Below are 24,681 nucleotides of genomic sequence, written 5' to 3' on the forward strand. Positions count from 1 at the left end.
GTGCAGAGATTCGTAATAGGTTGATTATCCTGGTTTTCGCCAGGCAAATTTGCATCAGGCTTCTGGTGACACTTTTGTGATAAAAGGCGCGGCAGATCACATTTAATTTCGACGTTGCCGCATAACCCTGTTTTTCCCCGCTAAGAGGTACGGTATATTCCGCGTTTTACAGGAGAATTTATGCTGCCCGACTCATCAGTCCGTTTAAATAAATACATCAGCGAAAGCGGAATTTGCTCACGCCGCGAAGCGGATCGCTATATCGAGCAAGGCAATGTGTTCCTTAATGGCAAGCGTGCCACCATTGGCGATCAGGTGAAACCCGGCGACGTTGTGAAAGTAAACGGTCAGTTGATTGAGCCTCGGGAAGCCGAAGATTTGGTACTTATCGCCCTGAACAAGCCCGTCGGTATTGTCAGCACCACCGAAGATGGCGAGCGCGATAACATTGTCGATTTCGTTAACCACAGCAAACGCGTGTTCCCGATTGGTCGCCTGGATAAAGACTCCCAGGGGCTGATTTTCCTCACCAATCACGGCGATCTGGTGAATAAGATCCTCCGTGCGGGTAACGACCATGAGAAAGAGTATCTGGTAACGGTGGATAAACCGATTACCGAGGAGTTTATTCGCGGCATGAGTGCGGGGGTGCCAATCCTCGGGACAGTGACCAAAAAGTGCAAAGTTAAAAAAGAAGCGCCGTTTGTCTTTCGCATTACGTTGGTGCAGGGGCTGAACCGTCAGATCCGTCGCATGTGCGAGCACTTTGGTTACGAAGTGAAAAAGCTGGAACGTACGCGCATTATGAACGTCAGCTTAAGCGGCATTCCGCTGGGAGAATGGCGCGATTTAACCGACGACGAGCTTATCGATCTCTTTAAGCTCATTGAAAATTCCTCTTCCGAGGCGAAGCCCAAAGCGAAGGCCAAACCGAAAACGGCAGGCATCAAACGCCCGGTGGTGAAGGTAGAAAAAACGGCGGAGAAAGGTGGCCGCCCGGCATCAAACGGCAAGCGTTTCGCCTCGCCGGGGCGGAAGAAAAAAGGTCGTTAATCAGCGTTTGCCGCGCGTCGACGTATTTGCCGACCAACTGAATGACGCTTCAGGATCCGGTTTATAAGCCTGCTTTTTCTTCAACTGGCGGGCTTTTTTCGCTTCAGCCTCACGCTCAACCATTAATTTATCGATGTACTCTTTCTTAATGCTGTTGGTTTCGGCGTTGGTCAGCACGCGACCATGTGCAATACGCGCGCGATCCAGCAGCGTCTTCAGTTCGCGCTGTTCACGCTCAGTCATCTCTTTTTGAGTAATACGGGGGAGTGCCATGATGGTGCCCTTTGTTAATCGGATAGTTCAGTGTACGGGAATTTATTTGCAAGCAGAACTGATAATATTCATTTGCCTTCTCTTTATTTTTATCTGCTTAGATAATTGGCGATAAATACAGATAAAAATTTAACGAAAATAAATGACCGCTAACTTATAAAATTTAATTAATTCTTTGTTATTCAATGCGTTAAAGTTGTGATTTTACTTCTGGCCTGTTTCTCGCAATAACGCTATCTCATTGATAACATCTCTGTTTTCAGTGGTCTTGTTCGGGGTAGTTAATATCAAAGGATGAGTCAAATGCCATTAAATGGAGTCAGTGCTGCGATGCGTGAACGGGTATCGCAGCAGTTAAAGGAAATTGAACGTCGCTATGGCGTGAAAGTGCTGTACGCCTGCGAATCGGGGAGTCGCGGCTGGGGATTTGCTTCGCCCGACAGCGATTACGATGTGCGGTTTTTGTATGTCCATCCGCTGGAATGGTATCTGCGGGTAGAGTCACCGCGCGATGTTATCGAACTGCCTATCGACGACGAGTTAGATGTTTCCGGTTGGGAATGGCGCAAAGCGCTGGGATTGCTGAAAGGTGCGAACCCGACGCTAATTGAATGGCTGGATTCACCGGTGGTCTATCAGCAAGATGAAGAGACGATAACGGCGCTTAAGGCAATGGTCCCAACGTGGTTTTCTCCGTTGCGTGCGCGCTGGCATTATTATTCGATGGCGCGGAAAAATTTTCGCGGTTATTTACAAGGCGACGAAGTGCGGCTGAAAAAATACTTTTATGTGCTGCGTCCGCTGCTGGCCGTGCGTTGGGTTGAAGCGGGAAAAGGCGTACCGCCAATGCGTTTTTCCGAATTGCTGGCGGGAAGTGAGTTGGATGCGGCCTTACGCGCAGAAATAGATGAATTACTGGAACGTAAACAGCGTGCGGGTGAAGCGGAATATGGCCCACGCCGTCCATTGCTACATGCGTTTATCCATGCGGAACTGGCGCGTGGGGAAATTCCGCCTGTGTTACCGGATAGTAGGGATGGTGATGCCAGGGAGCTGGATAGGTTGTTGATGGCGACAGTGATGGGAGAATAAATTCGGCCCGGCAAGTATCATCCGGGCCGCACTGTTTTTACTCAAACAAATTACTATGCAGTTTCTGCACCACCTGTTCCGCATCTTCGCCAGGCACCAGGAAGCACAGGTTATGACTGGAAGCGCCGTAGCAAATCATGCGAATGTTGAACGGTTCAAGTACGCCAAACACCTCTTTGCCAACACCACAGGCTTTTGACAGGTCGTTACCAATCAGAGCCACCAGCGCCAGGCCTTCTTCCACTTCTACCCGGCACAGAGCTGAAAGCTCCATCAGCAGCGATTGTGTCAGCAATGTATCGCCAGTTGACGTTGAACCGGTAGTGTCGAGGGTTAACGCCACGCTCACTTCTGACGTAGTAATTAAATCCACTGAAATATTATGCCGTGCGAGAATGCCGAAAACCTCCGCGAGGAAGCCGCGAGAATGCAGCATATTCAGGCTATGCAGGGTTAATAGCGTTTGTTTGCGACGCAGAGCCAGCGCACGAAACAACGGCGGATTCTCGGTTTTATTACACACCAAAGTACCGCCAGCACGCGGATCTTTGCTTGAACCGACAAACACCGGGATATCGCTGCGAACTGCAGGCAGTAAGGTTGCCGGATGAAGTACTTTGGCACCAAAGGTTGCCATTTCAGCTGCTTCTTCAAAGGCGATTTCATCAATTCGTTTGGCATCAGGCACGACGCGCGGGTCGGTAGTATAAATCCCCGGCACATCTGTCCAGATATCGACGCGAGCAGCGTTTAACGCTTCTGCCAATAGTGCTGCCGTGTAGTCACTACCGCCGCGACCAAGCGTTGTGGTGCGCCCTTTACTTTCACTGCCAATAAAGCCCTGGGTGATGACTAAACCTTCGCTGAGACGTGGGGTTAGTTGCAGCGCAGACAGTTCCGCCAGCGCAGCAATATCTGGCTCCGCGCGGCCAAAGCGATCGTTTGTGCGCATCACTTTACGCACATCAAACCACTGGGCCTGAACATTGCGCTCACGCAGTATCTCCACAAACAGCAGGGTAGACATCAGTTCGCCATGGCTGACCAGTTCATCAGTTAGCGCTGGAGAGGTTGCCAGTGCAGCAGCTTCGGCCAGAACGGTAATGTTCTCCAGCAAACGTTCAATCTCTTCACGGATGACGTTCGGGTAACGCAGGCGCTCCAGAATGGCGAACTGAATATTGCGAATGGCATCGAGTTTTTCGAAACGCTCAACCGGTTCCAGACCTTCAGCCAGTGCAACCAACAGATTGGTAATGCCCGCAGAAGCAGAAAGCACGACTAAACGCACATTCACATCAGAAAGCACAATGTCGGCGCTGCGGTTCATGGCGTCGAAATCAGCCACGCTAGTACCACCAAATTTGGAGACAACAATATCGGGCATAACAACCTCGTGTCAGGGAATGAAAGAAGCGACCTTGGCACAAAGGCAAAACAGAAACCGGTGCAGGCGCAGACCGTATTTATAAATAAAAGGTGTAGGGGAGTGTGTCAACGCCGGGATTATGCGGATTATTCATGCAGCGGGCGTGGTCAGAAATTGTGCTTATAACGTCTATACTTTTTATCCTCTTCAGTGGTTAGCTGAGCTAACGGCACTAAAACCATCACATTTTTCTGTGACTGGCGCTACAATCTTCCACAGTCACAATTCTCAATATCAGAAGAGTATTGCTAATGAAAAACATCAATCCAACGCAGACCGCGGCCTGGCAGGCACTACAGAAACACTTCGATGAAATGAAAGACGTTACGATCGCCGATCTTTTTGCTAAAGACGGCGATCGTTTTTCTAAGTTCTCCGCAACCTTCGACGATCAGATACTGGTGGATTACTCCAAAAACCGCATCACCGAAGAAACGCTGGCGAAATTACAAGATCTGGCGAAAGAGTGCGATCTGGCGGGCGCGATTAAGTCGATGTTCTCTGGCGAGAAGATCAACCGCACCGAAAACCGTGCCGTGCTGCACGTAGCGCTGCGTAACCGTAGCAATACGCCGATTCTGGTTGATGGCAAAGATGTTATGCCGGAAGTCAACGCGGTGCTGGAGAAGATGAAAACCTTCTCAGAAGCGATTATTTCTGGTGAGTGGAAAGGCTATACCGGCAAAGCCATCACCGACGTGGTGAACATTGGGATCGGCGGTTCTGACCTTGGTCCGTACATGGTGACTGAAGCGCTGCGCCCTTACAAAAACCACCTGAACATGCACTTTGTTTCTAACGTTGATGGGACTCACATCGCGGAAGTGCTGAAAAAAGTAAATCCGGAAACCACGCTGTTCCTGGTAGCATCTAAAACCTTTACCACTCAGGAAACCATGACCAACGCCCATAGCGCGCGTGACTGGTTCCTGAAAGCGGCAGGTGATGAAAAACACGTTGCGAAACACTTTGCGGCGCTCTCCACCAATGCCAAAGCCGTTGGCGAATTTGGTATTGATACCGCCAACATGTTCGAGTTCTGGGACTGGGTCGGCGGTCGTTACTCCCTGTGGTCAGCGATTGGCCTGTCGATTGTTCTCTCTATCGGCTTTGATAATTTCGTTGAACTGCTTTCTGGCGCACACGCGATGGACAAGCATTTCTCCACTACGCCTGCCGAGAAAAACCTGCCTGTACTGCTGGCGCTGATCGGCATCTGGTACAACAATTTCTTTGGCGCGGAAACTGAAGCGATTCTGCCGTACGACCAGTATATGCACCGTTTCGCGGCGTACTTCCAGCAGGGCAATATGGAATCCAACGGTAAGTATGTTGACCGTAACGGTAACGTAGTGGATTACCAGACTGGCCCGATTATCTGGGGTGAACCAGGCACTAACGGTCAGCATGCGTTCTACCAGCTGATCCACCAGGGAACCAAAATGGTACCGTGCGATTTCATCGCTCCGGCTATCACCCATAACCCACTCTCTGATCATCACCAGAAACTGCTGTCTAACTTCTTCGCTCAGACCGAGGCTCTGGCGTTTGGTAAATCCCGTGAAGTGGTTGAGCAGGAATATCGCGATCAGGGTAAAGATCCGGCAACGCTTGACTACGTGGTGCCGTTCAAAGTGTTCGAAGGTAACCGCCCGACCAACTCCATCCTGCTGCGCGAAATCACTCCGTTCAGCCTGGGTGCGTTGATTGCGCTGTATGAGCACAAAATCTTTACTCAGGGCGTGATCCTGAACATCTTCACCTTCGACCAGTGGGGCGTTGAGCTGGGTAAACAGCTGGCGAACCGTATTCTGCCAGAGCTGAAAGATGACAAAGAAATCAGCAGCCACGATAGCTCAACCAATGGTCTGATTAACCGCTATAAAGCGTGGCGCGGTTAATCATCGTGCCGGATAAGGCGTTCACGCCGCATCCGGCAACCAGTGCCTGATGCGACGCGGTCGCGTCTTATCAGGCCTACAGGTCTATGCCGATATGTACATCGTATTCGGCAATTAATACATAGCACGATTGATTAAATAACCTTAATAACAATGCCGATTATAAGTCGGCATTGTTTTATCAGATAAATCCCCTTGTCGGAGATTTAACGAAAATCATACCGTGAGGTTAATCCTAAAATAGATTTTTAGCCTGCAATAATTTCGGAAAATACGCAGATTAATTACTTTTTATTTTATTTTAACCTTATGTTTTTAATCTTATTTATATATAAGTTGAAACTTATATTTGATATTAATTCCAATTATCCTAAAACTCCTTCACTAATTCCCCGCGCCGTAATTCGCATGCTTTAGTTGTGTATACTCGATCCCGCCTGAAATGTTTTTGGGTAAATCTCCATTCATTCAATGAAGGGAACTTGTTATGAAAAAAGTTCTGTATGGCATTTTTGCCATATCTGCGCTTGCGGCGACTTCTGCGTGGGCTGCACCTGTACAGGTGGGCGAAGCGGCAGGGTCGGCAGCAACGTCGGTTTCAGCGGGTAGTTCCTCCGCGACCAGCGTCAGCACCGTAAGCTCGGCGGTGGGTGTCGCGCTCGCGGCAACCGGTGGCGGTGATGGTTCTAATACCGGGACCACCACAACCACGACCACCAGTACCCAGTAATAACGTATGTATCCCCAAAATAATTCAGTATGGCGGGGATTAACCATAACCACACTCCGGTGTGGTTATTCTGCCCCTCTGGAGAAGAGTCGTGAAGCGACCTGCACTCATTCTTATCTGCCTGTTATTACAGGCCTGTTCAGCCACGACTAAAGAGCTGGGCAATTCACTGTGGGACAGTCTGTTCGGCACGCCAGGCGTACAGCTGACGGACGATGATATTCAAAATATGCCCTACGCCAGCCAGTACATGCAGCTTAATGGCGGGCCGCAGTTATTTGTGGTGCTGGCCTTCGCTGAAGACGGACAACAAAAATGGGTCACTCAGGATCAGGCCACTCTCGTCACACAACATGGTCGTCTGGTGAAGACTTTGCTTGGCGGCGACAACCTGATTGAAGTGAATAACTTGGCTGCTGACCCGCTGATTAAACCCGCACAAATCATTGATGGTGCAACCTGGACGCGCACGATGGGCTGGACCGAGTACCAGCAGGTACGCTACGCCACCGCACGCTCAGTCTTCAAATGGGATGGCACCGATACCGTCAAAGTCGGCAGCGATGAAACCCCGGTTCGCGTGCTGGACGAAGAAGTCTCCACCGACCAGGCGCGCTGGCATAACCGCTACTGGATCGACAGCGAAGGGCAAATTCGCCAGTCGGAACAGTATCTCGGCGCGGATTATTTCCCGGTGAAAACCACGCTCATCAAGGCGGCAAAACAATGATTAAAAAAACTATTGTCGCGTTGCTTTTGAGTGTGGGGGCGTCATCGGTCTTCGCGGCGGGAACCGTCAAGGTATTCAGCAATGGCAGCAGTGAGGCCAAAACGCTGACGGGCGCAGAGAATTTAATCGATCTGGTAGGCCAACCTCGACTGGCAAACAGCTGGTGGCCCGGTGCGGTGATTAGCGAAGAGCTGGCAACGGCGGCAGCATTGCGTCAGCAGCAGGCGTTGCTGACACGGCTGGCTGAACAGGCCGCAAATTCCAGCGCCGACGATGCCGCTGCGATTAACGCCTTACGCCAGCAAATTCAGGCGTTGAAGGTGACGGGCAGACAAAAAATCAATCTTGATCCTGATATCGTGCGCGTTGCCGAACGCGGTAACCCGCCGTTGCAGGGCAACTACACACTCTGGGTCGGACCGCCGCCGTCAACGGTCACGTTGTTCGGGCTTATCAGCCGTCCTGGCAAGCAGCCATTCACTCCCGGTCGCGACGTGGCGAGCTATCTCTCTGACCAGAGCCTGCTCAGCGGTGCGGATCGCAGCTACGCGTGGGTGGTTTACCCGGACGGACGCACGCAAAAAGCGCCGGTGGCTTACTGGAACAGGCGTCACGTAGAGCCGATGCCTGGCAGCATTATTTATGTTGGCCTCGCGGACTCCGTCTGGAGTAAGACGCCTGATGCCCTTAACGCCGACATTCTTCAGACTCTGACGCAGCGGATACCCCAATAATGAAAAAAAGACATCTGCTTAGCTTACTGGCGCTGGGCATTAGCACGGCTTGCTACGGCGAAACATATCCTGCGCCCATTGGTCCGTCGCAATCGGATTTCGGTGGCGTCGGTTTATTACAAACGCCCACCGCGCGCATGGCGCGGGAAGGGGAGTTGAGCCTCAACTATCGCGATAACGATCAGTACCGTTATTACTCAGCTTCAGTGCAACTCTTCCCGTGGCTGGAAACAACGCTGCGCTACACCGACGTGCGCACCCGGCAGTACAGCAGCGTCGAAGCGTTCTCTGGCGATCAAACGTATAAAGATAAAGCCTTCGATCTCAAACTGCGTTTGTGGGAAGAGAGTTATTGGCTGCCACAGGTTGCGGTTGGTGCGCGGGATATCGGTGGCACGGGGCTGTTTGATGCGGAATATCTTGTTGCCAGCAAAGCCTGGGGGCCGTTCGATTTTACGCTCGGCCTGGGCTGGGGATATCTGGGCACCAGCGGTAATGTGAAAAATCCGCTCTGTTCAGCCAGTGATAAATATTGCTATCGCGATAACAGCTACAAACAGGCGGGATCTATCGACGGTAGCCAGATGTTCCACGGTCCTGCCTCACTGTTTGGCGGCGTGGAATACCAGACGCCCTGGCAACCGCTGCGCCTGAAACTGGAGTATGAAGGCAATAATTATCAGCAGGATTTTGCCGGGAAGCTGGAGCAAAAAAGTAAGTTTAACGTCGGTGCGATTTATCGCGTTACCGATTGGGCCGACGTTAACCTTAGCTATGAACGTGGTAACACCTTTATGTTTGGCGTCACGCTGCGCACCAACTTTAACGATCTACGTCCTTCGTACAACGATAACGCCCGCCCGCAATATCAACCGCAGCCACAGGATGCCATTTTGCAGCATTCGGTGGTGGCGAATCAGTTAACGCTGTTGAAATACAACGCCGGACTTGCCGATCCGCAGATCCAGGCGAAAGGCGATACGCTGTATGTCACCGGCGAGCAAGTGAAATATCGTGATTCGCGCGAAGGGATCATCCGCGCCAATCGGATCGTGATGAACGATCTGCCGGATGGGATCAAAACGATCCGTATCACGGAAAACCGCCTTAACATGCCGCAGGTGACGACGGAAACCGATGTCGCCAGCCTGAAAAATCATCTCGCCGGAGAGCCGTTGGGCCACGAAACGACGCTGGCGCAAAAACGCGTCGAGCCAGTGGTTCCGAAGTCCACCGAGCAGGGCTGGTATATCGACAAATCACGCTTTGATTTCCATATTGATCCGGTGTTGAACCAGTCGGTCGGTGGCCCGGAAAACTTTTACATGTATCAGCTGGGCGTGATGGGAACGGCAGATTTGTGGCTGACGGATCATCTGCTGACCACCGGCAGCCTGTTTGCTAACCTGGCTAACAACTACGACAAGTTTAACTACACCAATCCACCGCAGGACTCGCACTTACCGCGCGTTCGTACCCATGTGCGCGAGTATGTGCAGAATGATGTCTATGTGAATAACCTGCAAGCCAACTACTTCCAGCATCTGGGCAACGGCTTCTACGGTCAGGTCTACGGAGGTTATCTCGAAACCATGTTTGGCGGTGCGGGGGCAGAAGTGTTGTATCGCCCGCTGGACAGCAACTGGGCGTTTGGTCTGGATGCCAACTACGTTAAACAGCGCGACTGGCGTAGCGCAAAAGATATGATGAAATTCACCGACTACAGCGTGAAAACCGGGCATCTGACCGCGTACTGGACGCCATCTTTCGCCCAGGACGTGTTGGTGAAAGCGAGCGTCGGGCAGTATCTGGCAGGGGATAAAGGCGGCACGCTGGAAATAGCCAAACGCTTTGATAGCGGCGTGGTGGTGGGTGGCTATGCCACGATCACTAATGTTTCGAAAGAGGAGTACGGTGAAGGGGACTTCACCAAAGGCGTGTATGTCTCTGTACCGCTGGATCTCTTCTCGTCTGGCCCGACACGCAGCCGTGCGGCAATTGGCTGGACGCCGTTGACGCGTGACGGTGGTCAGCAACTTGGGCGTAAGTTCCAGTTGTATGACATGACTAGCGACCGTAGCGTCAATTTCCGCTAAGTCATGGGAAAGGTGCCAGTTTTCGCACTCACTGGCACCTTCATTCTTAATGGCCTGTTGAGCCATCAGGAACGCAGTTCACCCCCGGTTTGCGATCTGGTGTGTAAAGGCGAAAACATTCTGTCTTCCTGTCCGTCGATATCGGTTGCAGGTCTGGTTGCCTGAGCGACTGGGCCATCATTGGGCTGGAGACATTGCTTTGCGGTAGGTCGGCTTTATCAGCAGTGCCGAGCGGACCAGCATAAGCAGGAAGAACAGAGACTGATAACAACAAAGCAGCAAAATAAGGCTTCATTTTTACCACCTTTATCAGGTTACGTTTCATTTGTTCCAGAGGAACATTGTCGATTTTTCGCGCTTTGTTGGTGGCTGGGAATCACCTGAATGGGTGATTTTTGCATTACCGGCTTTGGTGCGATTTGCCTTGCCGGATGCGCCGCCAGGCGCGGCTTATCCGGCCTACGGGTAGGCGCATCCGGCGTTGGTGGAGGCGCGCCCCAAATCCAGGTTGAACAAAACATACACAAAAAATATAGATCTCCGTCACATTTTTGCGTTATACAGGAAGCTCGCCACTGTGAAGGAGGTACTGCTATGACGTCACTCTCTCGTCCGCGCGTGGAGTTTATCTCCACCATTTTGCAGACCGTTCTCAATCTTGGCCTGCTGTGTCTCGGCCTGATTTTGGTTGTCTTCCTCGGCAAAGAAACGGTGCATCTGGCTGATGTGCTGTTCGCGCCAGAACAAACCAGTAAATATGAGCTGGTAGAGGGGCTGGTGGTTTACTTTCTCTATTTCGAATTTATCGCACTGATTGTGAAGTACTTTCAGTCCGGTTTTCACTTCCCGCTACGTTACTTTGTCTATATTGGGATCACCGCCATTGTGCGCTTGATCATCGTCGATCATAAATCGCCACTGGATGTGTTGATCTACTCGGCTGCGATCCTGTTACTGGTGATCACCCTGTGGCTGTGTAATTCGAAACGGCTGAAGCGGGAGTAAAAAAGAGGCGCTCCGAAGAGCGCCGAATAACAGTCACAAGTTAGGATAACGTAAGTTGAGGGTCTAGCGGCATAACATTGGCAGAACAACATCTTTAACCTTTCACACCACCTGCCGTCAGGCCGTTAACCAACCAGCGTTGAGCCAGCAAGAAGACGATGGTGATTGGTAATGCAGACATCACGGCAGCGGCGGCAAAGTCACCCCACAGGTAGTTTTGCGGGTTAAGGTATTGCTGCATCCCCACGGCCAGGGTGTAACTGTTCACGTCACGCAGTAACAACGACGCGACCGGAACTTCGGTAATGGCAGCGATAAACGACAGGATGAACACCACCGCCAGAATCGGTACAGATAATGGCAACAGGACAAGGCGGAAAGCCTGCCACGGTGTCGCACCATCCAGCGCCGCCGCTTCTTCCAGCGAGCTATCGATGGTTTCGAAATAACCTTTAATCGTCCAGACGTGCAGCGCAATCCCGCCCAGGTAAGCAAAGATAACGCCGCCGTGGGTATTCAGACCGATAAACGGAATGTACTCGCCCAAACGGTCAAACAACGCATACAACGCCACCAGTGAGAGTACTGCCGGGAACATCTGGAAAATCAGCATCCCTTTCAGCAGCGTCGCTTTGCCAGGGAAGCGCATACGGGCGAAGGCATAAGCGCAGGTGGTGGAGAGCGCCACAATACCAATCGCGGAAATACCGGCGACCTTTACCGAGTTCCACAGCCACAGCAGTACCGGGAATGGTGGTGGCGTAATGCGGCCATCCGCCTGTTCAACGCTAAAACCTAACGCCAGTTTCCAGTGATCCCACGAGATTTGCTCCGGGATCAGGCTACCGGTCGCGAAGTTCCCCTGGCGCAGCGAGATGGCGACGACCATCAGCAGCGGGAACATAATCGCCGCGATAAAAAGTAGGAGTAGCAGGTGAGTAATAAACAAACGTGCTTTTTGCGATTTCGGTTGGACCATTGCCATTTTTGTTATCTCCCTTAATCAAACTTCATTCGCGTGGCTTTCAGGTTCACTATCGCCAGCGCACCCACCAGCAGGAAGATCAGTGTGGCAATTGCTGCCGCCAGACCGAAGTCCTGACCCCCGCCGCCTTCAAAGGCGATACGGTAGGTGTAGTTAACGAGCAGATCGGTATAACCGGCTGGCGTGGTGGTGCCAAGACGATCCGGGCCACCGTTGGTCAACAGTTGAATCAGCACGAAGTTGTTAAAGTTAAAGGCAAAGCTGGCGATCATCAGCGGCGTCAGCGGTTTAATCAGCAGCGGCAGCGTAATCTTAAAGAAGTTCTGGAATGGACCTGCGCCATCCATTGCTGAGGCTTCATACAAATCGTCCGGAATCGCTTTCAGCAAGCCCATGCAGAGGATCATCATGTACGGATAACCCAGCCAGGTGTTGACGATAATCAGCATCGTGCGGGCGGTGGTCGGATCGCTGAACCAGGCGGGCTTCACGCCAAACAGCGCGCTCAACATCATGTTGATTTCACCGAAACTCTGGTTAAACAACCCTTTGAAAATCAAGATTGAAATGAACGATGGCACCGCGTAGGGCAGAATAAGCAGGACGCGATAGACCGCTTTGCCGCGCAACGCTTCCCACTGCACCAGACACGCCAGAACCATGCCGACCGCCACCGTTAAAAAGACAGTGATAAGTGAGAACACTACGGTCCAGACGAAAATGGCGAGGAACGGTTTCTGAATGCCTTCGTCAGTAAAGACGCGGGTAAAGTTTTTCCAGCCGGTGGTCACGGTATAGCCTGGACTGAGTTTATCGTCACCCCAGTTGCCGTCAGCAGTGATGGACTGGTAAAAACCAATCTGGTCGTTTGGACGATATTTTATGCCACTCTGGTTATTGGTCAGCGTACCGTCATCGCCTAATGTGTACAGCGGCTGAGTGCCGGAGAACTGGCGCAGGGAGCTCATCATCACTTTGTTGCCATCCGGCAAAATGGCGGTAATGTTGCTCAGGGCTTGACGATTCTGGGTAATCACGCGCAGATTCGCGCGCTCGCCTTCAGGCTGCGTGGCCGTTTCTTTCAGTTGCAGTTTTTGCTCGCCGCCAAATTTGAAAGCGTCTGAGAAATAATTTTTGCCGGTTTCGCCGTCGGTGAGCGCCAGTTGCCACTCATCACCCGCGGGATAAAGACCAAAGTTATAGGTTTTCCCTGCCTGCCAGGCGCGGTCCAACAGAACTTCCTGAGCGCGTTCAAAGGTAAGCTGGTTGGTGCTGCTGTAGTTGGTGAAGGCGATGGCGATGGTGCAGACCAGAGGGAAGAGGACGAATAGCCCCATCCCGGCCATTCCCGGGTAGACATAGCGCCAGGCGTAGGCTTTACGATTGGCGAAAATATAGAGCCCCGCTGAGCTCAAAATCAGCGTGGTAATGGCGAACAGGTATTCCCCTTGTGCGTACATTAAAACAACAAGGTAACCCACCAGCAGGCCGAGCAGACCTAACACTGACCATTTCAGCGCGTCGCTTTGCCACCAATGTTTCTTTTTAATGACATCCATGGGGTTCTTCCTCATTCCAGGACAGATAAGGCGTTTACGCCGCATCCGGCAACAACTGCCTGATGCGACGCAGGTGCGTCTTATCAGGCCTACATACGTTTCGGCTTCGTAGGCCGGATAAGGCGTTTACGCCGCATCCGGCAACAACTGCCTGATGCGACGCTGGTGCGTCTTATCAGGCCTACATACGTTTCGTTTTCGTAGGCCGGATAAGGCGTAAACGTCGCATCCGGCAACAACTGCCTGATGCGACGCAGGTGCGTCTTATCAGGCCTACATACGTTTCGGTTTCGTAGGCCGGATAAGGCGTTCACGCCGCATCCGGCAACAACTGCCTGATGCGACGCTGGTGCGTCTTATCAGGCCTACATACGTTTCGGCTTCGTAGGCCGGATAAGGCGTTTACGCCGCATCCGGCAACAACTGCCTGATGCGACGCTGACGCGTCTTATCAGGCCTACATACGTTTCGGCTTCGTAGGCCGGATAAGGCGTTCACGCCGCATCCGGCATTTCTCTGCATTACTTGGTAATACGACCCTGTGCATCTTTCAGCGCGGCATCAACGGTCTGACGACCACTGGCTGCGTTGATTACTGCGGTACGCACGGCATACCAGAAGGCGGACATCTGCGGGATGTTCGGCATGATTTCACCGTTCTTGGCGTTATCCATAGTGGCGGCGATGCGTTGATCTTTCGCCAGCTGATCCTGGTAAGACTTCAGCGCCACGGCACCCAGCGGTTTGTCTTTATTCACCGCTTCCAGACCTTCGTCGGTCAGCAGGTAGTTTTCGAGGAACTCTTTCGCCAGCTCTTTGTTCGGACTGGCCGCGTTAATGCCTGCGCTCAGCACGCCAACGAACGGTTTGGAAGGTTGTCCCTTGAAGGTTGGCAGCATCGTCACACCGTAGTTCACTTTGCTGGTGTCGATGTTAGACCATGCCCACGGACCATTAATGGTCATCGCAGTTTCACCTTTGTTAAAGGCTGCCTCTGCAATGGAGTAGTCAGTATCCGCATTCATGTGTTTGTTTTTAATCAGATCAACCAGGAAGGTCAGACCCGCTTTCGCGCCAGCGTTATCCACGCCAACGTCTTTCACGTTGTATTTGTCGTTTTCATACTTGAACGCATAACCACCGTCGGCAGCAATCAGCGGCCAGGTAAAGTACGGTTCTTGCAGGTTGAACATCAGCGCGCTCTTACCTTTCGCTTTCAGTTCTTTATCCAGCGCCGGGATCTCTTCCCAGGTTTTTGGCGGGTTCGGCAGCAGATCTTTGTTATAAATCAGCGATAACGCTTCAACTGCAACCGGGTAAGCAATGAGTTTGCCGTTAAAACGCACGGCATCCCAGGTGAATGGATAAATCTTGTCCTGGAGCGCTTTGTCCGGAGAGATTTCAGCTAACAGACCAGACTGGGCATAGCCGCCAAAGCGGTCGTGCGCCCAGAAGATGATGTCCGGACCATCGCCAGTTGCCGCAACCTGGGGGAATTTCTCTTCCAGCTTATCCGGATGCTCAACGGTGACTTTAATTCCGGTATCTTTCTCGAATTTCTTACCGACTTCAGCAAGACCGTTGTAGCCTTTATCGCCGTTGATCCAGATTACCAGCTTACCTTCTTCGATTTTGGCGAGAGCCGAGGCGGAAAACATCATCGTCGTTAAAACAGATAATGCGAGGATGCGTGCACCTGTTTTTATTTTCATAATCTCTGGTCCTTGTTGGTGAAGTGCTTGTGAAAACGCCTAAACGGACTCTAGTTTCTTTATACGGCAACCTCTTTCCATCCTCCTTGCCCCTACGCCCCACCTTCGTTTTGTGTGATCCATGTCGCAGAAACGGCAGTATTGCGGGGAGGCGCACACAAAATCGCCATGTTTTTTGCAAGCAACATCACGAATTTCCTTACTTTCCTTCGGATTAGTACGCAGACACCACCTTCTCATCCTCCCGCCTCCTCCCCCATAAAAAAGCCTGGGGGTGGAGGATTTAAGCTATCTGTCGATCAAGCATAGTCACCGCATCATGAATGTTGCTGTCGATGACAGGTTGTAACGAAGGGAGAAGGGCATGGCGAGCGTACAGCTGCAAAATGTAACGAAGGCCTGGGGGGATGTGGTGGTATCGAAAGATATCAACCTCGAGATCCACGAAGGTGAGTTCGTGGTGTTTGTCGGGCCATCTGGCTGCGGTAAATCAACGTTACTGCGCATGATTGCCGGTCTTGAGACGATCACCAGCGGCGACCTGTTCATCGGTGAGAAACGAATGAACGATACCCCGCCAGCAGAACGCGGCGTCGGCATGGTGTTCCAGTCCTATGCGCTCTATCCCCATCTGTCAGTGGCAGAAAACATGTCCTTTGGCCTGAAACTGGCGGGCGCGAAGAAAGAGGTGATCAACCAGCGCGTTAACCAGGTGGCGGAAGTACTGCAACTGGCGCACTTGCTTGATCGCAAACCGAAGGCACTCTCCGGCGGGCAGCGTCAGCGAGTGGCGATTGGTCGAACGCTGGTGGCAGAGCCAAGCGTGTTTTTACTTGATGAACCGCTATCCAACCTTGACGCTGCGCTGCGTGTGCAGATGCGTATCGAAATCTCCCGCCTGCATAAACGTCTGGGCCGCACGATGATTTACGTCACCCACGATCAGGTCGAGGCGATGACGCTGGCCGATAAAATCGTGGTGCTGGATGCCGGGCGCGTGGCGCAGGTCGGGAAACCCCTCGAACTGTATCACTATCCGGCGGACCGCTTTGTCGCTGGTTTTATTGGTTCGCCGAAAATGAACTTCTTGCCGGTAAAAGTGACCGCCGTTGCAATCGATCAAGTTCAGGTTGAGCTGCCGATGCCAAACCTCCAGCAAGTCTGGCTTCCGGTTGAAAGCCACAACGTTCAGGTCGGAGCCAACATGTCACTGGGCATTCGCCCGGAACATCTACTGCCAAGTGATATCGCCGACGTCATCCTTGAAGGTGAAGTTCAGGTCGTCGAGCAACTCGGCAACGAAACCCAAATTCATATCCAGATCCCTTCCATTCGTCAAAACCTGGTGTACCGCCAGTCTGACGTGGTGTTGGTAGAAGAAGGTGCCACATTCGCTATCGGCCTGCCGCCAGAGCGTTGCCATCTGTTCCGTGAGGATGGCACTGCATGTCGTCGACTGCATCAGGAGCCGGGCGTTTAAGCACCCTACAAAAGACACAAAACCTGTGACAGGTGATGTGAAAAAAGAAAAGCAATGACTCAGGAGATAGAATGATGATTACTCTGCGCAAACTTCCTCTGGCGGTTGCCGTCGCAGCGGGCGTAATGTCTGCTCAGGCAATGGCTGTGGATTTCCACGGTTACGCTCGTTCCGGTATCGGCTGGACAGGGAGTGGCGGTGAACAACAGTGTTTCCAGACCACTGGTGCTCAAAGTAAATACCGTCTTGGCAACGAATGTGAAACTTATGCTGAATTAAAATTGGGTCAGGAAGTGTGGAAAGAGGGCGATAAGAGCTTCTATTTCGACACTAACGTGGCCTATTCCGTCGCGCAACAGAATGACTGGGAAGCCACCGATCCGGCCTTCCGTGAAGCGAACGTGCAGGGTAAAAACCTGATTGAATGGCTGCCAGGTTCCACCATCTGGGCGGGTAAGCGTTTCTATCAACGTCATGACGTTCATATGATCGACTTCTACTACTGGGATATTTCTGGTCCTGGTGCCGGTCTGGAAAACATCGATGTTGGCTTCGGTAAGCTCTCTCTGGCAGCAACCCGCTCTTCTGAAGCTGGTGGTTCTTCTTCTTTCGCCAGCAACAATATCTATGACTACACCAACGAAACCGCGAACGATGTCTTCGACGTGCGTTTAGCGCAGATGGAAATCAACCCAGGCGGAACCTTAGAACTGGGTGTCGACTACGGTCGCGCTAACCTGCGTGATAACTATCGTCTGGTTGATGGCGCATCGAAAGACGGTTGGTTATTCACTGCTGAACATACTCAGAGCATCCTGAAGGGCTTCAACAAGTTTGTTGTTCAGTACGCAACTGATTCGATGACCTCGCAGGGTAAAGGTCTGTCGCAGGGCTCTGGCGTCGCGTTTGATAACGAACACTTTGCCTACAACATCAACAACAACGGTCACATGCTGCGTATTCTTGATCATGGTGCGATCTCGATGGGCGACAACTGGGACATGATGTACGTGGGGATGTATCAGGACATCAACTGGGATAACGATAACGGCACCAAGTGGTGGACCGTCGGTATTCGCCCGATGTACAAGTGGACGCCAATCATGAGCACCTTGATGGAGATCGGCTACGACAACGTCGAATCCCAGCGCACTGGCGATAAGAACAATCAGTACAAAATTACCCTCGCACAACAATGGCAGGCTGGCGACAGCATCTGGTCACGTCCGGCTATTCGTGTCTTCGCGACCTACGCCAAGTGGGATGAGAAATGGGGCTATGACTACAACGGTAGTTCCTCTTCCAACCCGAACTACGGTAAAGCCGTTCCGGCGAGCTTCGAAGGCGGTAGCTTCGGTCGCGGTGATAGCGACGAGTGGACCTTCGGCGCCCAGATGGAAATCTGGTGGTAATAACATAGCGTAGGCCGGATAAGGTGCTTGCACCGCATCCGGCATAAAAACACGTTGTCATTATCTATAAGGGGCGCAAGCCCCTCTGATTATCGGTTTAGCGCGCTATTGCCTGGCTACCGCTGAACTCCAGATTTTGAGGTGAAAACAATGAAAATGAATAAAAGTCTCATCGCCCTCTGTTTATCAGCAGGGTTGCTGGCGAGCGCGCCTGGAATTAGCCTCGCCGACGTCAACTACGTACCGCAAAACACCAGTGACGCGCCTGCCATTCCATCTGCTGCGCTGCAACAATTAACCTGGACACCCGTCGATCAATCCAAAACTCAGACTACCCAGTTAGCGACTGGCGGCCAACAACTGAACGTTCCCGGCATCAGTGGTCCGGTTGCGGCATACAGCGTTCCGGCAAACATTGGCGAACTGACCCTTACGCTGACCAGCGAAGTGAACAAACAAACCAGTGTATTTGCGCCAAATGTGCTGATTCTTGATCAGAGCATGACCCCATCAGCCTTCTTCCCCAGCAGTTATTTCACCTACCAGGAACCAGGCGTCATGAGCGCCGATCGTCTGGAAGGAGTGATGCGCCTGACGCCAGCGTTGGGGCAGCAAAAACTGTATGTTCTGGTCTTTACCACGGAAAAAGATCTCCAGCAGACGACGCAACTGCTCGACCCGGCTAAAGCCTATGCCAAAGGTGTCGGTAACTCGGTGCCAGATATTCCAGATCCGGTTGCCCTTCATACCACTGATGGTCTGCTGAAACTGAAAGTGAAAACCAACTCCAGCTCCAGTGTGCTGGTGGGACCGCTATTTGGTTCATCCGCTCCAGCTCCGGTTACGGTAGGCAACACGGCGGCACCAGCCGTGGCTGCATCCGCTCCGGCGCCAGCGAAGAAAAGCGAACCGATGCTCAACGACACGGAAAGTTATTTTAATACCGCGATCAAAAACGCTGTCGCGAAAGGTGATGTTGATAAGGCGTTAAAACTGCTTGATGAAGCTGAACGTCTGGGATCGACATCTGCCCGTTCCACCTTTATCAGCAGTGTAAAAGGCAAGGGATAATTAGGTCCCACAGTGCTGATTTTGCAACAACTGGTGCGTCTTCGGGCGCACCTTTTTTTCTCCCCCCAGTGATTGTTGCGTTTTTGTTGCGTATTAGATCACTTAATATGCTTTACATCTCCCGTTATCGCTTTTCTGCGATACAATGCCTTTACGTTATGTAACGGAGAGTTCGGCATGTCACACCCCGCGTTAACGCAACTGCGTGCGCTGCGCTATTTTGCAGAGATCCCTGCGCTGGAACCGCAACTGCTCGACTGGTTGTTGCTGGAAGATTCCATGACTAAACGTTTTGAACAGCAGGGAAAAACGGTGAGCGTGACGATGATCCGCGAAGGGTTTGTCGAGCAGAATGAAATCCCCGAAGAATTACCGCTGCTGCCGAAAGAGCCCCGTTACTGGTTACGAGAAATATTGTTATGTGCTGATGGTGAACCCTGGCTCGCCGGACGTACCGTCGTTCCAGTGTCAACGTTAAGTGGCCCCGAGCTGGCGTTACAAAAATTAGGTAAAACGCCGTTAGGCCGCTATCTGTTCACATCATCGACATTAACCCGGGACTTTATTGAGATAGGCCGTGATGCCGGATTGTGGGGGCGACGTTCTCGCCTGCGATTAAGCGGTAAGCCACTGCTGCTGACCGAGCTATTTTTACCGGCGTCACCGTTGTACTAAGAGGAAAAAAATATGGAGTGGAGTCTGACGCAAAATAAGCTGCTGGCGTTTCACCGCTTAATGCGTACGGATAAGCCAATTGGCGCGTTACTGCTGCTCTGGCCAACGTTGTGGGCGCTGTGGGTGGCGACCCCAGGTGTTCCCCAACTCTGGATCCTGGCGGTGTTTGTCGCAGGCGTCTGGCTGATGCGCGCCGCCGGTTGCGTGGTGAATGACTATGCTGACCGTAAGTTTGACGGCCATGTTAAGCGCACGGCAAACCGACCACTTCCCAGCGGTGCGGTTACGGAGAAAGAGGCGCGAACGCTATTTGTGGTGCTGGTGCTGCTTTCGTTCTTACTGGTATTGACACTGAACACGATGACCATTCTGTTGTCGATTGCCGGACTGGCGCTGGCGTGGGTTTACCCGTTTATGAAGCGGTATACCCATTTACCGCAAGTGGTGCTGGGGGCGGCGTTTGGTTGGTCGATTCCAATGGCTTTTGCCGCGGTGAGTGAATCGGTGCCGTTAAGCTGCTGGCTGATGTTCCTTGCCAATATTCTGTGGGCGGTGGCTTACGACACGCAATATGCGATGGTCGACCGTGACGATGACGTGAAGATTGGCATTAAGTCCACCGCTATCTTGTTCGGTCAATACGATAAGTTGATTATCGGTATTTTGCAGATTGGCGTGCTGGTGCTGATGGCGATTATCGGCGAGTTAAATGGCTTAGGCTGGGGATATTATTGGTCAATTCTGGTCGCGGGCGCGCTGTTTGTATATCAACAAAAACTGATTGCTAACCGCGAGCGCGAAGCCTGCTTTAAAGCATTTATGAATAATAACTATGTTGGCCTGGTGCTGTTTTTAGGGCTGGCAATGAGTTACTGGCATTTCTGATGATGTAAAAAAGCCGGAGGTTCATCCGGCCTTTTTGTCCGGGAAAAATTGCCTGATGCGCTTCGCTTATCAGGCCTACCCGGTGAATCGCAATTTATTGAATTTGCAGGTCATTGTAGGCCGGATAAGGCGTTTGCGCCGCATCCGGCAACTCTCACCGATTACCCTTCGCCCTGCGTCGCACTCTCAATCGTCAAACGCACGTCTGATGTAATCAACTCCGCCAACAACTGATAGACCTTCATCGTCTCTGCCGGTTCGGCGTCGCCGCTGTCGCTGATATACCCTTCATCACGCAGCGTCAGTACCAGGGAACTGAATACCGCCTTGTCGAAGAACTCCGGTGCGTTGATGCCGTGAAGCACGGAGAGACGTTGCGCCACGGTGCGGCTCTCTTTCTCCAGCGTACCGCGGTTGATCGACGGGTTGGCGCTCAGCAGCCAGAAAGTGATGGCATAACGTTGCAGCGTTTCGCGCGCGCCTGCGGCCAGCAACTGAAGCGTGCGGGAATGCGCTGGGTTGATATGCAATTCATCATCTTGCAGCGTAATTAGCCCCTGACGTTGCATTTCATTCGCCAGCGCATCAATCACGCCCGGTAATTCGTCGCGATCCCAGCGCAGGAACAGCTCCGCTTTCAGCATTGGGTAAAGCACATTGACGTGCTCCATCAATACGTCGCGGGAGATGTGGCGATGCTGGGTGACAATTGCCGCCATCAGCGAAGGCAGCACCAACATATGCGCAATGTTGTTGCGATAGTAGGTCATCAGCACCGCTTGCTCGCGCGGCAGAATGATGATGTCGCCGATAGTGTCTTTCTCAACTTCAAACTTGTTCATCTGCAGCGCGTGATCGATAAGCTCGCTGGCGCTGGCTGAAGGAACGGTAGAGTCCGTGGAGTAAGGCACGTTGCGCATCAAATCCAGATAGCAGTTGAGTTGCTCGGTTAACTGCTCGCGGGTGAGTGAGCGCTGACGTGACGCCAGAAGCGCAGTACAGCACAGGTTCATGGCGTTTGCCGCGCCTGCGTTGTTAATGCGTACCATCAGATCGGCAGCAATATTATTGACCGTCGGCGTTAACCAGGCCGGACGCACCGCTTCGATTGGGTCGATAGATTCACGCCAGTCTGGCACGTGCTGGTTAAGGTAGGTCATCAACGGCATTGGTTCACCGAAGTTGACATAGCCCTGACCGAGATTACGCAGCTTGCTTAAACCGCGCAGCATCTGCAGCAGGCTCTCTTTCTCTTTCGTCGCGCCGCGCAGTTCTTTGGCGTAAGTACCCACTTCCATGACGTGCTCATAACCGATGTAGATCGGAATCAGCGTAATCGGACGCGTGCCGCCACGCAGCATCGCCTGAATGGTCATCGACAACGTACCGGTTTTCGGGTCCAGCAAACGGCCTGTACGCGAACGACCGCCTTCCACAAAGTACTCGACGGAATAACCACGGCTGAACAGTTCGCCGAGATACTCACGGAAAACCGTAGAATAGAGCTTATTGCCTTTAAACGTGCGGCGAATAAAGAACGCACCCAGACGGCGGAAAATCGGCCCGGCAGGCCAGAAATTCAGGTTGATCCCGGCGGCGATATGCGGCGGCACCAGCCCCTGGTGATACAGCACGTAAGAAAGCAGCAGGTAGTCCATGTGACTGCGGTGGCAAGGCACATACACCAGCTCATGACCGTCGTGGGCCAACTGGCGAACGCGCTCGGCGTTATGGACGTTGATGCCCTGATAAAGTCGGTTCCAGGTGAAGCCCAGAATACGGTCAGTCAGGCGGATCATCTCGTAAGAGAAGTTCGCCGCAATCTCTTCCATCAGCGCAATCGCGTTCTGCTGCGCTTTTTCATGGGAGATTTTTTTGCTGCGCGCTTCATCTTCTACCGCTTTGGCAATGGCGCGGGAGGCGAGCAGCTTGTTAAACAGATCCTGACGAGCAGGCAGGCGCGGCCCCACAGCAGCCAGACGCTGGCGGGCAAAGTGCATACGCGCCACGCGTGCCAGTTTCTGAGCGATAGTTTTATCCGTGCCGTGTTCATCCGCCATACGGCGCAGCGAAACTGACGGAGAGAAGCGAACAAAACTGTCGCGACCGAGCCAGAGCACGGCGAAAAATTTCTGTACGCCGTTGAGCATGCGCAGTGGCGGGTTAACTTCACCTTTTTCACGCCCTGGCGCACGACCAAACATCACCGATACTGGCACCATTTGCACATCCAGATTTGGGTTGCTACGGTGCAGATCGAGATAGTCGTGGAAAAGCTTAATAGACTCTTCTTTCGGTGTGTAATAGGTGAAAACACGCGGCCCGCCATGAATAAACACATAGCGCGGCAGTAGCGTGCCGTCTATTTCCAGCGGCTCTAATGGGTCAGGCAGGTCGTGCGCCAGGCACTGGGCGCGCAACGTCAGCAAATCCGCTTTTGAGTTGTACGGTAAAACGTACATAATTGGACGAGAGGTATCCAGTCCCAGTTCCGGGGCAGGATCTGCCGGAATAGACTTGCTTTTTACCAGGATGCTTAATGGTAAATTCAGTAATTTGTAGTAAATTCGTGGCCAGCCGGACATAAACGATGTAAAGCCTCTGGTTAATAATGCAAATGCGCGGGAAGGATAGCAGAAAGTCATGGGAAATTCTGTGGTATCCGCTCATGTTTCGCGCGACGTTACGCTAACCGTAATCTTCGGATTCAACGGTACACTGATATTGACGCTCATAATGTAAAAAGGTTCTTTCGATGGCCAATAATACCACTGGATTCACCCGAATTATCAAAGCTGCTGGCTATTCCTGGAAAGGTTTACGTGCCGCATGGATCAACGAAGCGGCATTCCGTCAGGAAGGTGTCGCGGTATTGTTGGCAGTGGTTATTGCCTGTTGGCTGGATGTGGATGCAATAACCCGAGTATTGCTTATTAGTTCTGTCATGCTGGTGATGATTGTGGAAATCCTCAACAGTGCTATCGAAGCAGTGGTTGACCGTATTGGCTCTGAATACCATGAGCTTTCCGGGCGGGCGAAAGATATGGGCTCTGCCGCGGTGCTGATCGCCATTATCGTCGCCGTGATTACCTGGTGCATTCTGTTATGGTCGCATTTTGGATAACCCTTCCAGAATTCGATAAATCTCTGGTTTATTGTGTAGTTTATGGTTCCAAAATCACCTTTTGCTGTATATACTCACAGCATAACTGTATATACACCCAGGGGGCGGAATGAAAGCGTTAACGGCCAGGCAACAAGAGGTGTTTGATCTCATCCGTGATCACATCAGCCAGACAGGTATGCCGCCGACGCGTGCGGAAATCGCGCAGCGTTTGGGGTTCCGTTCCCCAAATGCGGCAGAAGAACATCTGAAGGCGCTGGCACGCAAAGGCGTTATTGAAATTGTTTCCGGTGCATCGCGCGGGATTCGTCTGTTGCAGGAAGAGGAAGAAGGGTTACCGTTGGTGGGCCGTGTGGCTGCCGGTGAACCGCTTCTGGCGCAGCAGCATATTGAAGGTCATTATCAGGTCGATCCTTCCCTGTTCAAACCGAATGCCGATTTCCTGCTGCGCGTCAGTGGGATGTCGATGAAAGATATCGGCATTATGGACGGCGACTTGCTGGCAGTGCATAAAACCCAGGATGTGCGTAATGGTCAGGTCGTTGTCGCGCGTATAGATGACGAAGTTACCGTTAAGCGTCTGAAAAAACAGGGTAATAAAGTCGAACTTCTGCCAGAAAATAGCGAGTTTAAACCCATTGTCGTTGACCTTCGTCAGCAGAGCTTCAGCATTGAAGGGCTGGCGGTTGGTGTTATTCGCAACGGCGACTGGCTGTAATCTATCTCTGATACCGC

At 52.2% G+C, this 24,681-nt stretch carries 23 protein-coding genes; 16 read left to right on the top strand and 7 right to left on the bottom strand.

Annotated elements, in window-relative coordinates; genetic code table 11:
* Positions 1–180 precede the first annotated feature (180 nt).
* Complete coding sequence (gene rluF / locus D9736_RS12695; RefSeq protein ID WP_130218604.1) at positions 181–1,053, top strand: 23S rRNA pseudouridine(2604) synthase RluF; 873 nt, start codon at positions 181–183, stop codon at positions 1,051–1,053.
* On the opposite strand, the gene D9736_RS12700 is transcribed toward rluF, so the two are convergent.
* Positions 1,054–1,326, bottom strand: coding sequence for a DUF3811 domain-containing protein (locus tag D9736_RS12700; RefSeq protein ID WP_001207629.1), 273 nt, complete (start codon positions 1,324–1,326; stop codon positions 1,054–1,056).
* A 303-nt stretch (positions 1,327–1,629) separates the two neighbouring features.
* Here D9736_RS12700 and D9736_RS12705 point away from each other — a divergent pair, with 303 nt between their 5' ends.
* A complete protein-coding gene (locus D9736_RS12705; protein WP_130258448.1) occupies positions 1,630–2,418 on the top strand; it encodes a nucleotidyltransferase domain-containing protein in 789 nt (262 codons plus the stop codon).
* A 37-nt stretch (positions 2,419–2,455) separates the two neighbouring features.
* Here D9736_RS12705 and lysC read toward each other — a convergent pair whose 3' ends face one another.
* A complete protein-coding gene (lysC, locus tag D9736_RS12710) occupies positions 2,456–3,805 on the bottom strand; it encodes a lysine-sensitive aspartokinase 3 (protein WP_130224367.1) in 1,350 nt (449 codons plus the stop codon).
* A gap of 293 nt (positions 3,806–4,098) precedes the next feature.
* Between lysC and pgi the strand changes: the two genes are divergently transcribed.
* The 5 genes from pgi (at position 4,099) to D9736_RS12735 (ending at position 10,038) form a co-directional block, all read left to right on the top strand.
* On the top strand, positions 4,099–5,748 hold the full coding sequence (gene pgi / locus D9736_RS12715; RefSeq protein ID WP_130258449.1) for a glucose-6-phosphate isomerase: 1,650 nt from the start codon (positions 4,099–4,101) through the stop codon (positions 5,746–5,748).
* A gap of 487 nt (positions 5,749–6,235) precedes the next feature.
* Positions 6,236–6,478 carry an exopolysaccharide production protein YjbE gene (gene yjbE / locus D9736_RS12720; RefSeq protein WP_000757333.1) on the top strand — a complete coding sequence of 81 codons (243 nt, stop codon included), beginning with the start codon at positions 6,236–6,238 and terminating at the stop codon, positions 6,476–6,478.
* Between the two features lie 91 nt (positions 6,479–6,569).
* Positions 6,570–7,208: a YjbF family lipoprotein gene (locus D9736_RS12725; protein ID WP_001362085.1), complete on the top strand. Its 639-nt coding sequence runs from the start codon at positions 6,570–6,572 to the stop codon at positions 7,206–7,208.
* The gene (locus D9736_RS12730; RefSeq protein ID WP_130258450.1) at positions 7,205–7,942 is read left to right on the top strand and encodes a capsule biosynthesis GfcC family protein; all 738 of its coding nucleotides are present in this window, start codon (positions 7,205–7,207) and stop codon (positions 7,940–7,942) included. The genes D9736_RS12725 and D9736_RS12730 overlap by 4 nt, the downstream gene beginning before the upstream one ends.
* Positions 7,942–10,038, top strand: coding sequence for a YjbH domain-containing protein (locus D9736_RS12735; RefSeq protein ID WP_001550422.1), 2,097 nt, complete (start codon positions 7,942–7,944; stop codon positions 10,036–10,038). The genes D9736_RS12730 and D9736_RS12735 overlap by 1 nt, the downstream gene beginning before the upstream one ends.
* A 46-nt stretch (positions 10,039–10,084) precedes the next feature.
* Here the strand turns inward: D9736_RS12735 and D9736_RS12740 are convergent, their stop codons facing one another.
* Positions 10,085–10,363, bottom strand: coding sequence for a hypothetical protein (locus tag D9736_RS12740; protein WP_024212568.1), 279 nt, complete (start codon positions 10,361–10,363; stop codon positions 10,085–10,087).
* Between D9736_RS12740 and D9736_RS23370 the strand changes: the two genes are divergently transcribed.
* Positions 10,364–10,507: a hypothetical protein gene (locus D9736_RS23370; protein ID WP_165383158.1), complete on the top strand. Its 144-nt coding sequence runs from the start codon at positions 10,364–10,366 to the stop codon at positions 10,505–10,507.
* A 125-nt stretch (positions 10,508–10,632) separates the two neighbouring features.
* A complete protein-coding gene (gene psiE, locus D9736_RS12745; RefSeq protein ID WP_000202902.1) occupies positions 10,633–11,043 on the top strand; it encodes a phosphate-starvation-inducible protein PsiE in 411 nt (136 codons plus the stop codon).
* A gap of 94 nt (positions 11,044–11,137) precedes the next feature.
* Here the strand turns inward: psiE and malG are convergent, their stop codons facing one another.
* From malG to malE, 3 genes are all read right to left on the bottom strand, one after another.
* Complete coding sequence (gene malG / locus D9736_RS12750) at positions 11,138–12,028, bottom strand: maltose ABC transporter permease MalG (RefSeq protein WP_001252058.1); 891 nt, start codon at positions 12,026–12,028, stop codon at positions 11,138–11,140.
* Between the two features lie 14 nt (positions 12,029–12,042).
* Positions 12,043–13,587, bottom strand: a complete 1,545-nt coding sequence (gene malF / locus D9736_RS12755; protein ID WP_130258451.1) for a maltose ABC transporter permease MalF — start codon at positions 13,585–13,587, stop codon at positions 12,043–12,045.
* A gap of 521 nt (positions 13,588–14,108) precedes the next feature.
* Entirely contained in the window at positions 14,109–15,299 is a 1,191-nt protein-coding gene (malE, locus tag D9736_RS12760) for a maltose/maltodextrin ABC transporter substrate-binding protein MalE (RefSeq protein ID WP_130205779.1), read from the bottom strand.
* 364 nt (positions 15,300–15,663) lie between these two features.
* Here malE and malK point away from each other — a divergent pair, with 364 nt between their 5' ends.
* The 5 genes from malK (at position 15,664) to ubiA (ending at position 20,822) form a co-directional block, all read left to right on the top strand.
* The gene (malK, locus tag D9736_RS12765; RefSeq protein WP_130205781.1) at positions 15,664–16,779 is read left to right on the top strand and encodes a maltose/maltodextrin ABC transporter ATP-binding protein MalK; all 1,116 of its coding nucleotides are present in this window, start codon (positions 15,664–15,666) and stop codon (positions 16,777–16,779) included.
* Positions 16,780–16,850: 71 nt separating this feature from the next.
* Positions 16,851–18,191, top strand: coding sequence for a maltoporin LamB (gene lamB / locus D9736_RS12770; RefSeq protein ID WP_130205783.1), 1,341 nt, complete (start codon positions 16,851–16,853; stop codon positions 18,189–18,191).
* Positions 18,192–18,341: 150 nt separating this feature from the next.
* Positions 18,342–19,262, top strand: coding sequence for a maltose operon protein MalM (gene malM, locus D9736_RS12775; protein ID WP_130258452.1), 921 nt, complete (start codon positions 18,342–18,344; stop codon positions 19,260–19,262).
* A gap of 177 nt (positions 19,263–19,439) precedes the next feature.
* Positions 19,440–19,937, top strand: a complete 498-nt coding sequence (gene ubiC / locus D9736_RS12780) for a chorismate lyase (protein WP_064525550.1) — start codon at positions 19,440–19,442, stop codon at positions 19,935–19,937.
* A 12-nt stretch (positions 19,938–19,949) separates the two neighbouring features.
* Positions 19,950–20,822, top strand: coding sequence for a 4-hydroxybenzoate octaprenyltransferase (ubiA, locus tag D9736_RS12785; RefSeq protein WP_130258453.1), 873 nt, complete (start codon positions 19,950–19,952; stop codon positions 20,820–20,822).
* A 161-nt stretch (positions 20,823–20,983) separates the two neighbouring features.
* Here the strand turns inward: ubiA and plsB are convergent, their stop codons facing one another.
* On the bottom strand, positions 20,984–23,407 hold the full coding sequence (gene plsB / locus D9736_RS12790) for a glycerol-3-phosphate 1-O-acyltransferase PlsB (protein ID WP_130258497.1): 2,424 nt from the start codon (positions 23,405–23,407) through the stop codon (positions 20,984–20,986).
* Positions 23,408–23,577: 170 nt separating this feature from the next.
* On the opposite strand from plsB, the gene dgkA reads away from it, so the two are divergent.
* On the top strand, positions 23,578–23,946 hold the full coding sequence (gene dgkA, locus D9736_RS12795) for a diacylglycerol kinase (protein ID WP_000002907.1): 369 nt from the start codon (positions 23,578–23,580) through the stop codon (positions 23,944–23,946).
* Positions 23,947–24,055: 109 nt separating this feature from the next.
* Positions 24,056–24,664 (top strand): transcriptional repressor LexA, encoded by a 609-nt coding sequence (lexA, locus tag D9736_RS12800; RefSeq protein WP_064525560.1) that lies wholly within the window; start codon positions 24,056–24,058, stop codon positions 24,662–24,664.
* Positions 24,665–24,681 lie beyond the last annotated feature (17 nt).

The organism is Escherichia sp. E10V10, from assembly GCF_004211985.1.
In the GTDB taxonomy this organism is placed as follows: Bacteria; Pseudomonadota; Gammaproteobacteria; order Enterobacterales; family Enterobacteriaceae; genus Escherichia.

Excerpts from the sequence above, each read along its gene's own strand:
- malG (WP_001252058.1), bottom strand. The coding sequence starts at position 12,028 with ATGGCAATGGTCCAACCGAAATCGCAAAAAGCACGTTTGTTTATTACT.
- malE (WP_130205779.1), bottom strand. The coding sequence starts at position 15,299 with ATGAAAATAAAAACAGGTGCACGCATCCTCGCATTATCTGTTTTAACG.
- D9736_RS12700 (WP_001207629.1), bottom strand. The coding sequence starts at position 1,326 with ATGGCACTCCCCCGTATTACTCAAAAAGAGATGACTGAGCGTGAACAG.
- ubiC (WP_064525550.1), top strand. The coding sequence starts at position 19,440 with ATGTCACACCCCGCGTTAACGCAACTGCGTGCGCTGCGCTATTTTGCA.
- malM (WP_130258452.1), top strand. The coding sequence starts at position 18,342 with ATGAAAATGAATAAAAGTCTCATCGCCCTCTGTTTATCAGCAGGGTTG.
- D9736_RS12735 (WP_001550422.1), top strand. The coding sequence starts at position 7,942 with ATGAAAAAAAGACATCTGCTTAGCTTACTGGCGCTGGGCATTAGCACG.
- malK (WP_130205781.1), top strand. The coding sequence starts at position 15,664 with ATGGCGAGCGTACAGCTGCAAAATGTAACGAAGGCCTGGGGGGATGTG.
- lysC (WP_130224367.1), bottom strand. The coding sequence starts at position 3,805 with ATGCCCGATATTGTTGTCTCCAAATTTGGTGGTACTAGCGTGGCTGAT.
- D9736_RS12705 (WP_130258448.1), top strand. The coding sequence starts at position 1,630 with ATGCCATTAAATGGAGTCAGTGCTGCGATGCGTGAACGGGTATCGCAG.
- ubiA (WP_130258453.1), top strand. The coding sequence starts at position 19,950 with ATGGAGTGGAGTCTGACGCAAAATAAGCTGCTGGCGTTTCACCGCTTA.
- malF (WP_130258451.1), bottom strand. The coding sequence starts at position 13,587 with ATGGATGTCATTAAAAAGAAACATTGGTGGCAAAGCGACGCGCTGAAA.
- pgi (WP_130258449.1), top strand. The coding sequence starts at position 4,099 with ATGAAAAACATCAATCCAACGCAGACCGCGGCCTGGCAGGCACTACAG.
- plsB (WP_130258497.1), bottom strand. The coding sequence starts at position 23,407 with ATGTCCGGCTGGCCACGAATTTACTACAAATTACTGAATTTACCATTA.
- yjbE (WP_000757333.1), top strand. The coding sequence starts at position 6,236 with ATGAAAAAAGTTCTGTATGGCATTTTTGCCATATCTGCGCTTGCGGCG.
- lamB (WP_130205783.1), top strand. The coding sequence starts at position 16,851 with ATGATGATTACTCTGCGCAAACTTCCTCTGGCGGTTGCCGTCGCAGCG.
- D9736_RS12730 (WP_130258450.1), top strand. The coding sequence starts at position 7,205 with ATGATTAAAAAAACTATTGTCGCGTTGCTTTTGAGTGTGGGGGCGTCA.
- lexA (WP_064525560.1), top strand. The coding sequence starts at position 24,056 with ATGAAAGCGTTAACGGCCAGGCAACAAGAGGTGTTTGATCTCATCCGT.
- rluF (WP_130218604.1), top strand. The coding sequence starts at position 181 with ATGCTGCCCGACTCATCAGTCCGTTTAAATAAATACATCAGCGAAAGC.
- D9736_RS12740 (WP_024212568.1), bottom strand. The coding sequence starts at position 10,363 with ATGAAACGTAACCTGATAAAGGTGGTAAAAATGAAGCCTTATTTTGCT.
- dgkA (WP_000002907.1), top strand. The coding sequence starts at position 23,578 with ATGGCCAATAATACCACTGGATTCACCCGAATTATCAAAGCTGCTGGC.
- psiE (WP_000202902.1), top strand. The coding sequence starts at position 10,633 with ATGACGTCACTCTCTCGTCCGCGCGTGGAGTTTATCTCCACCATTTTG.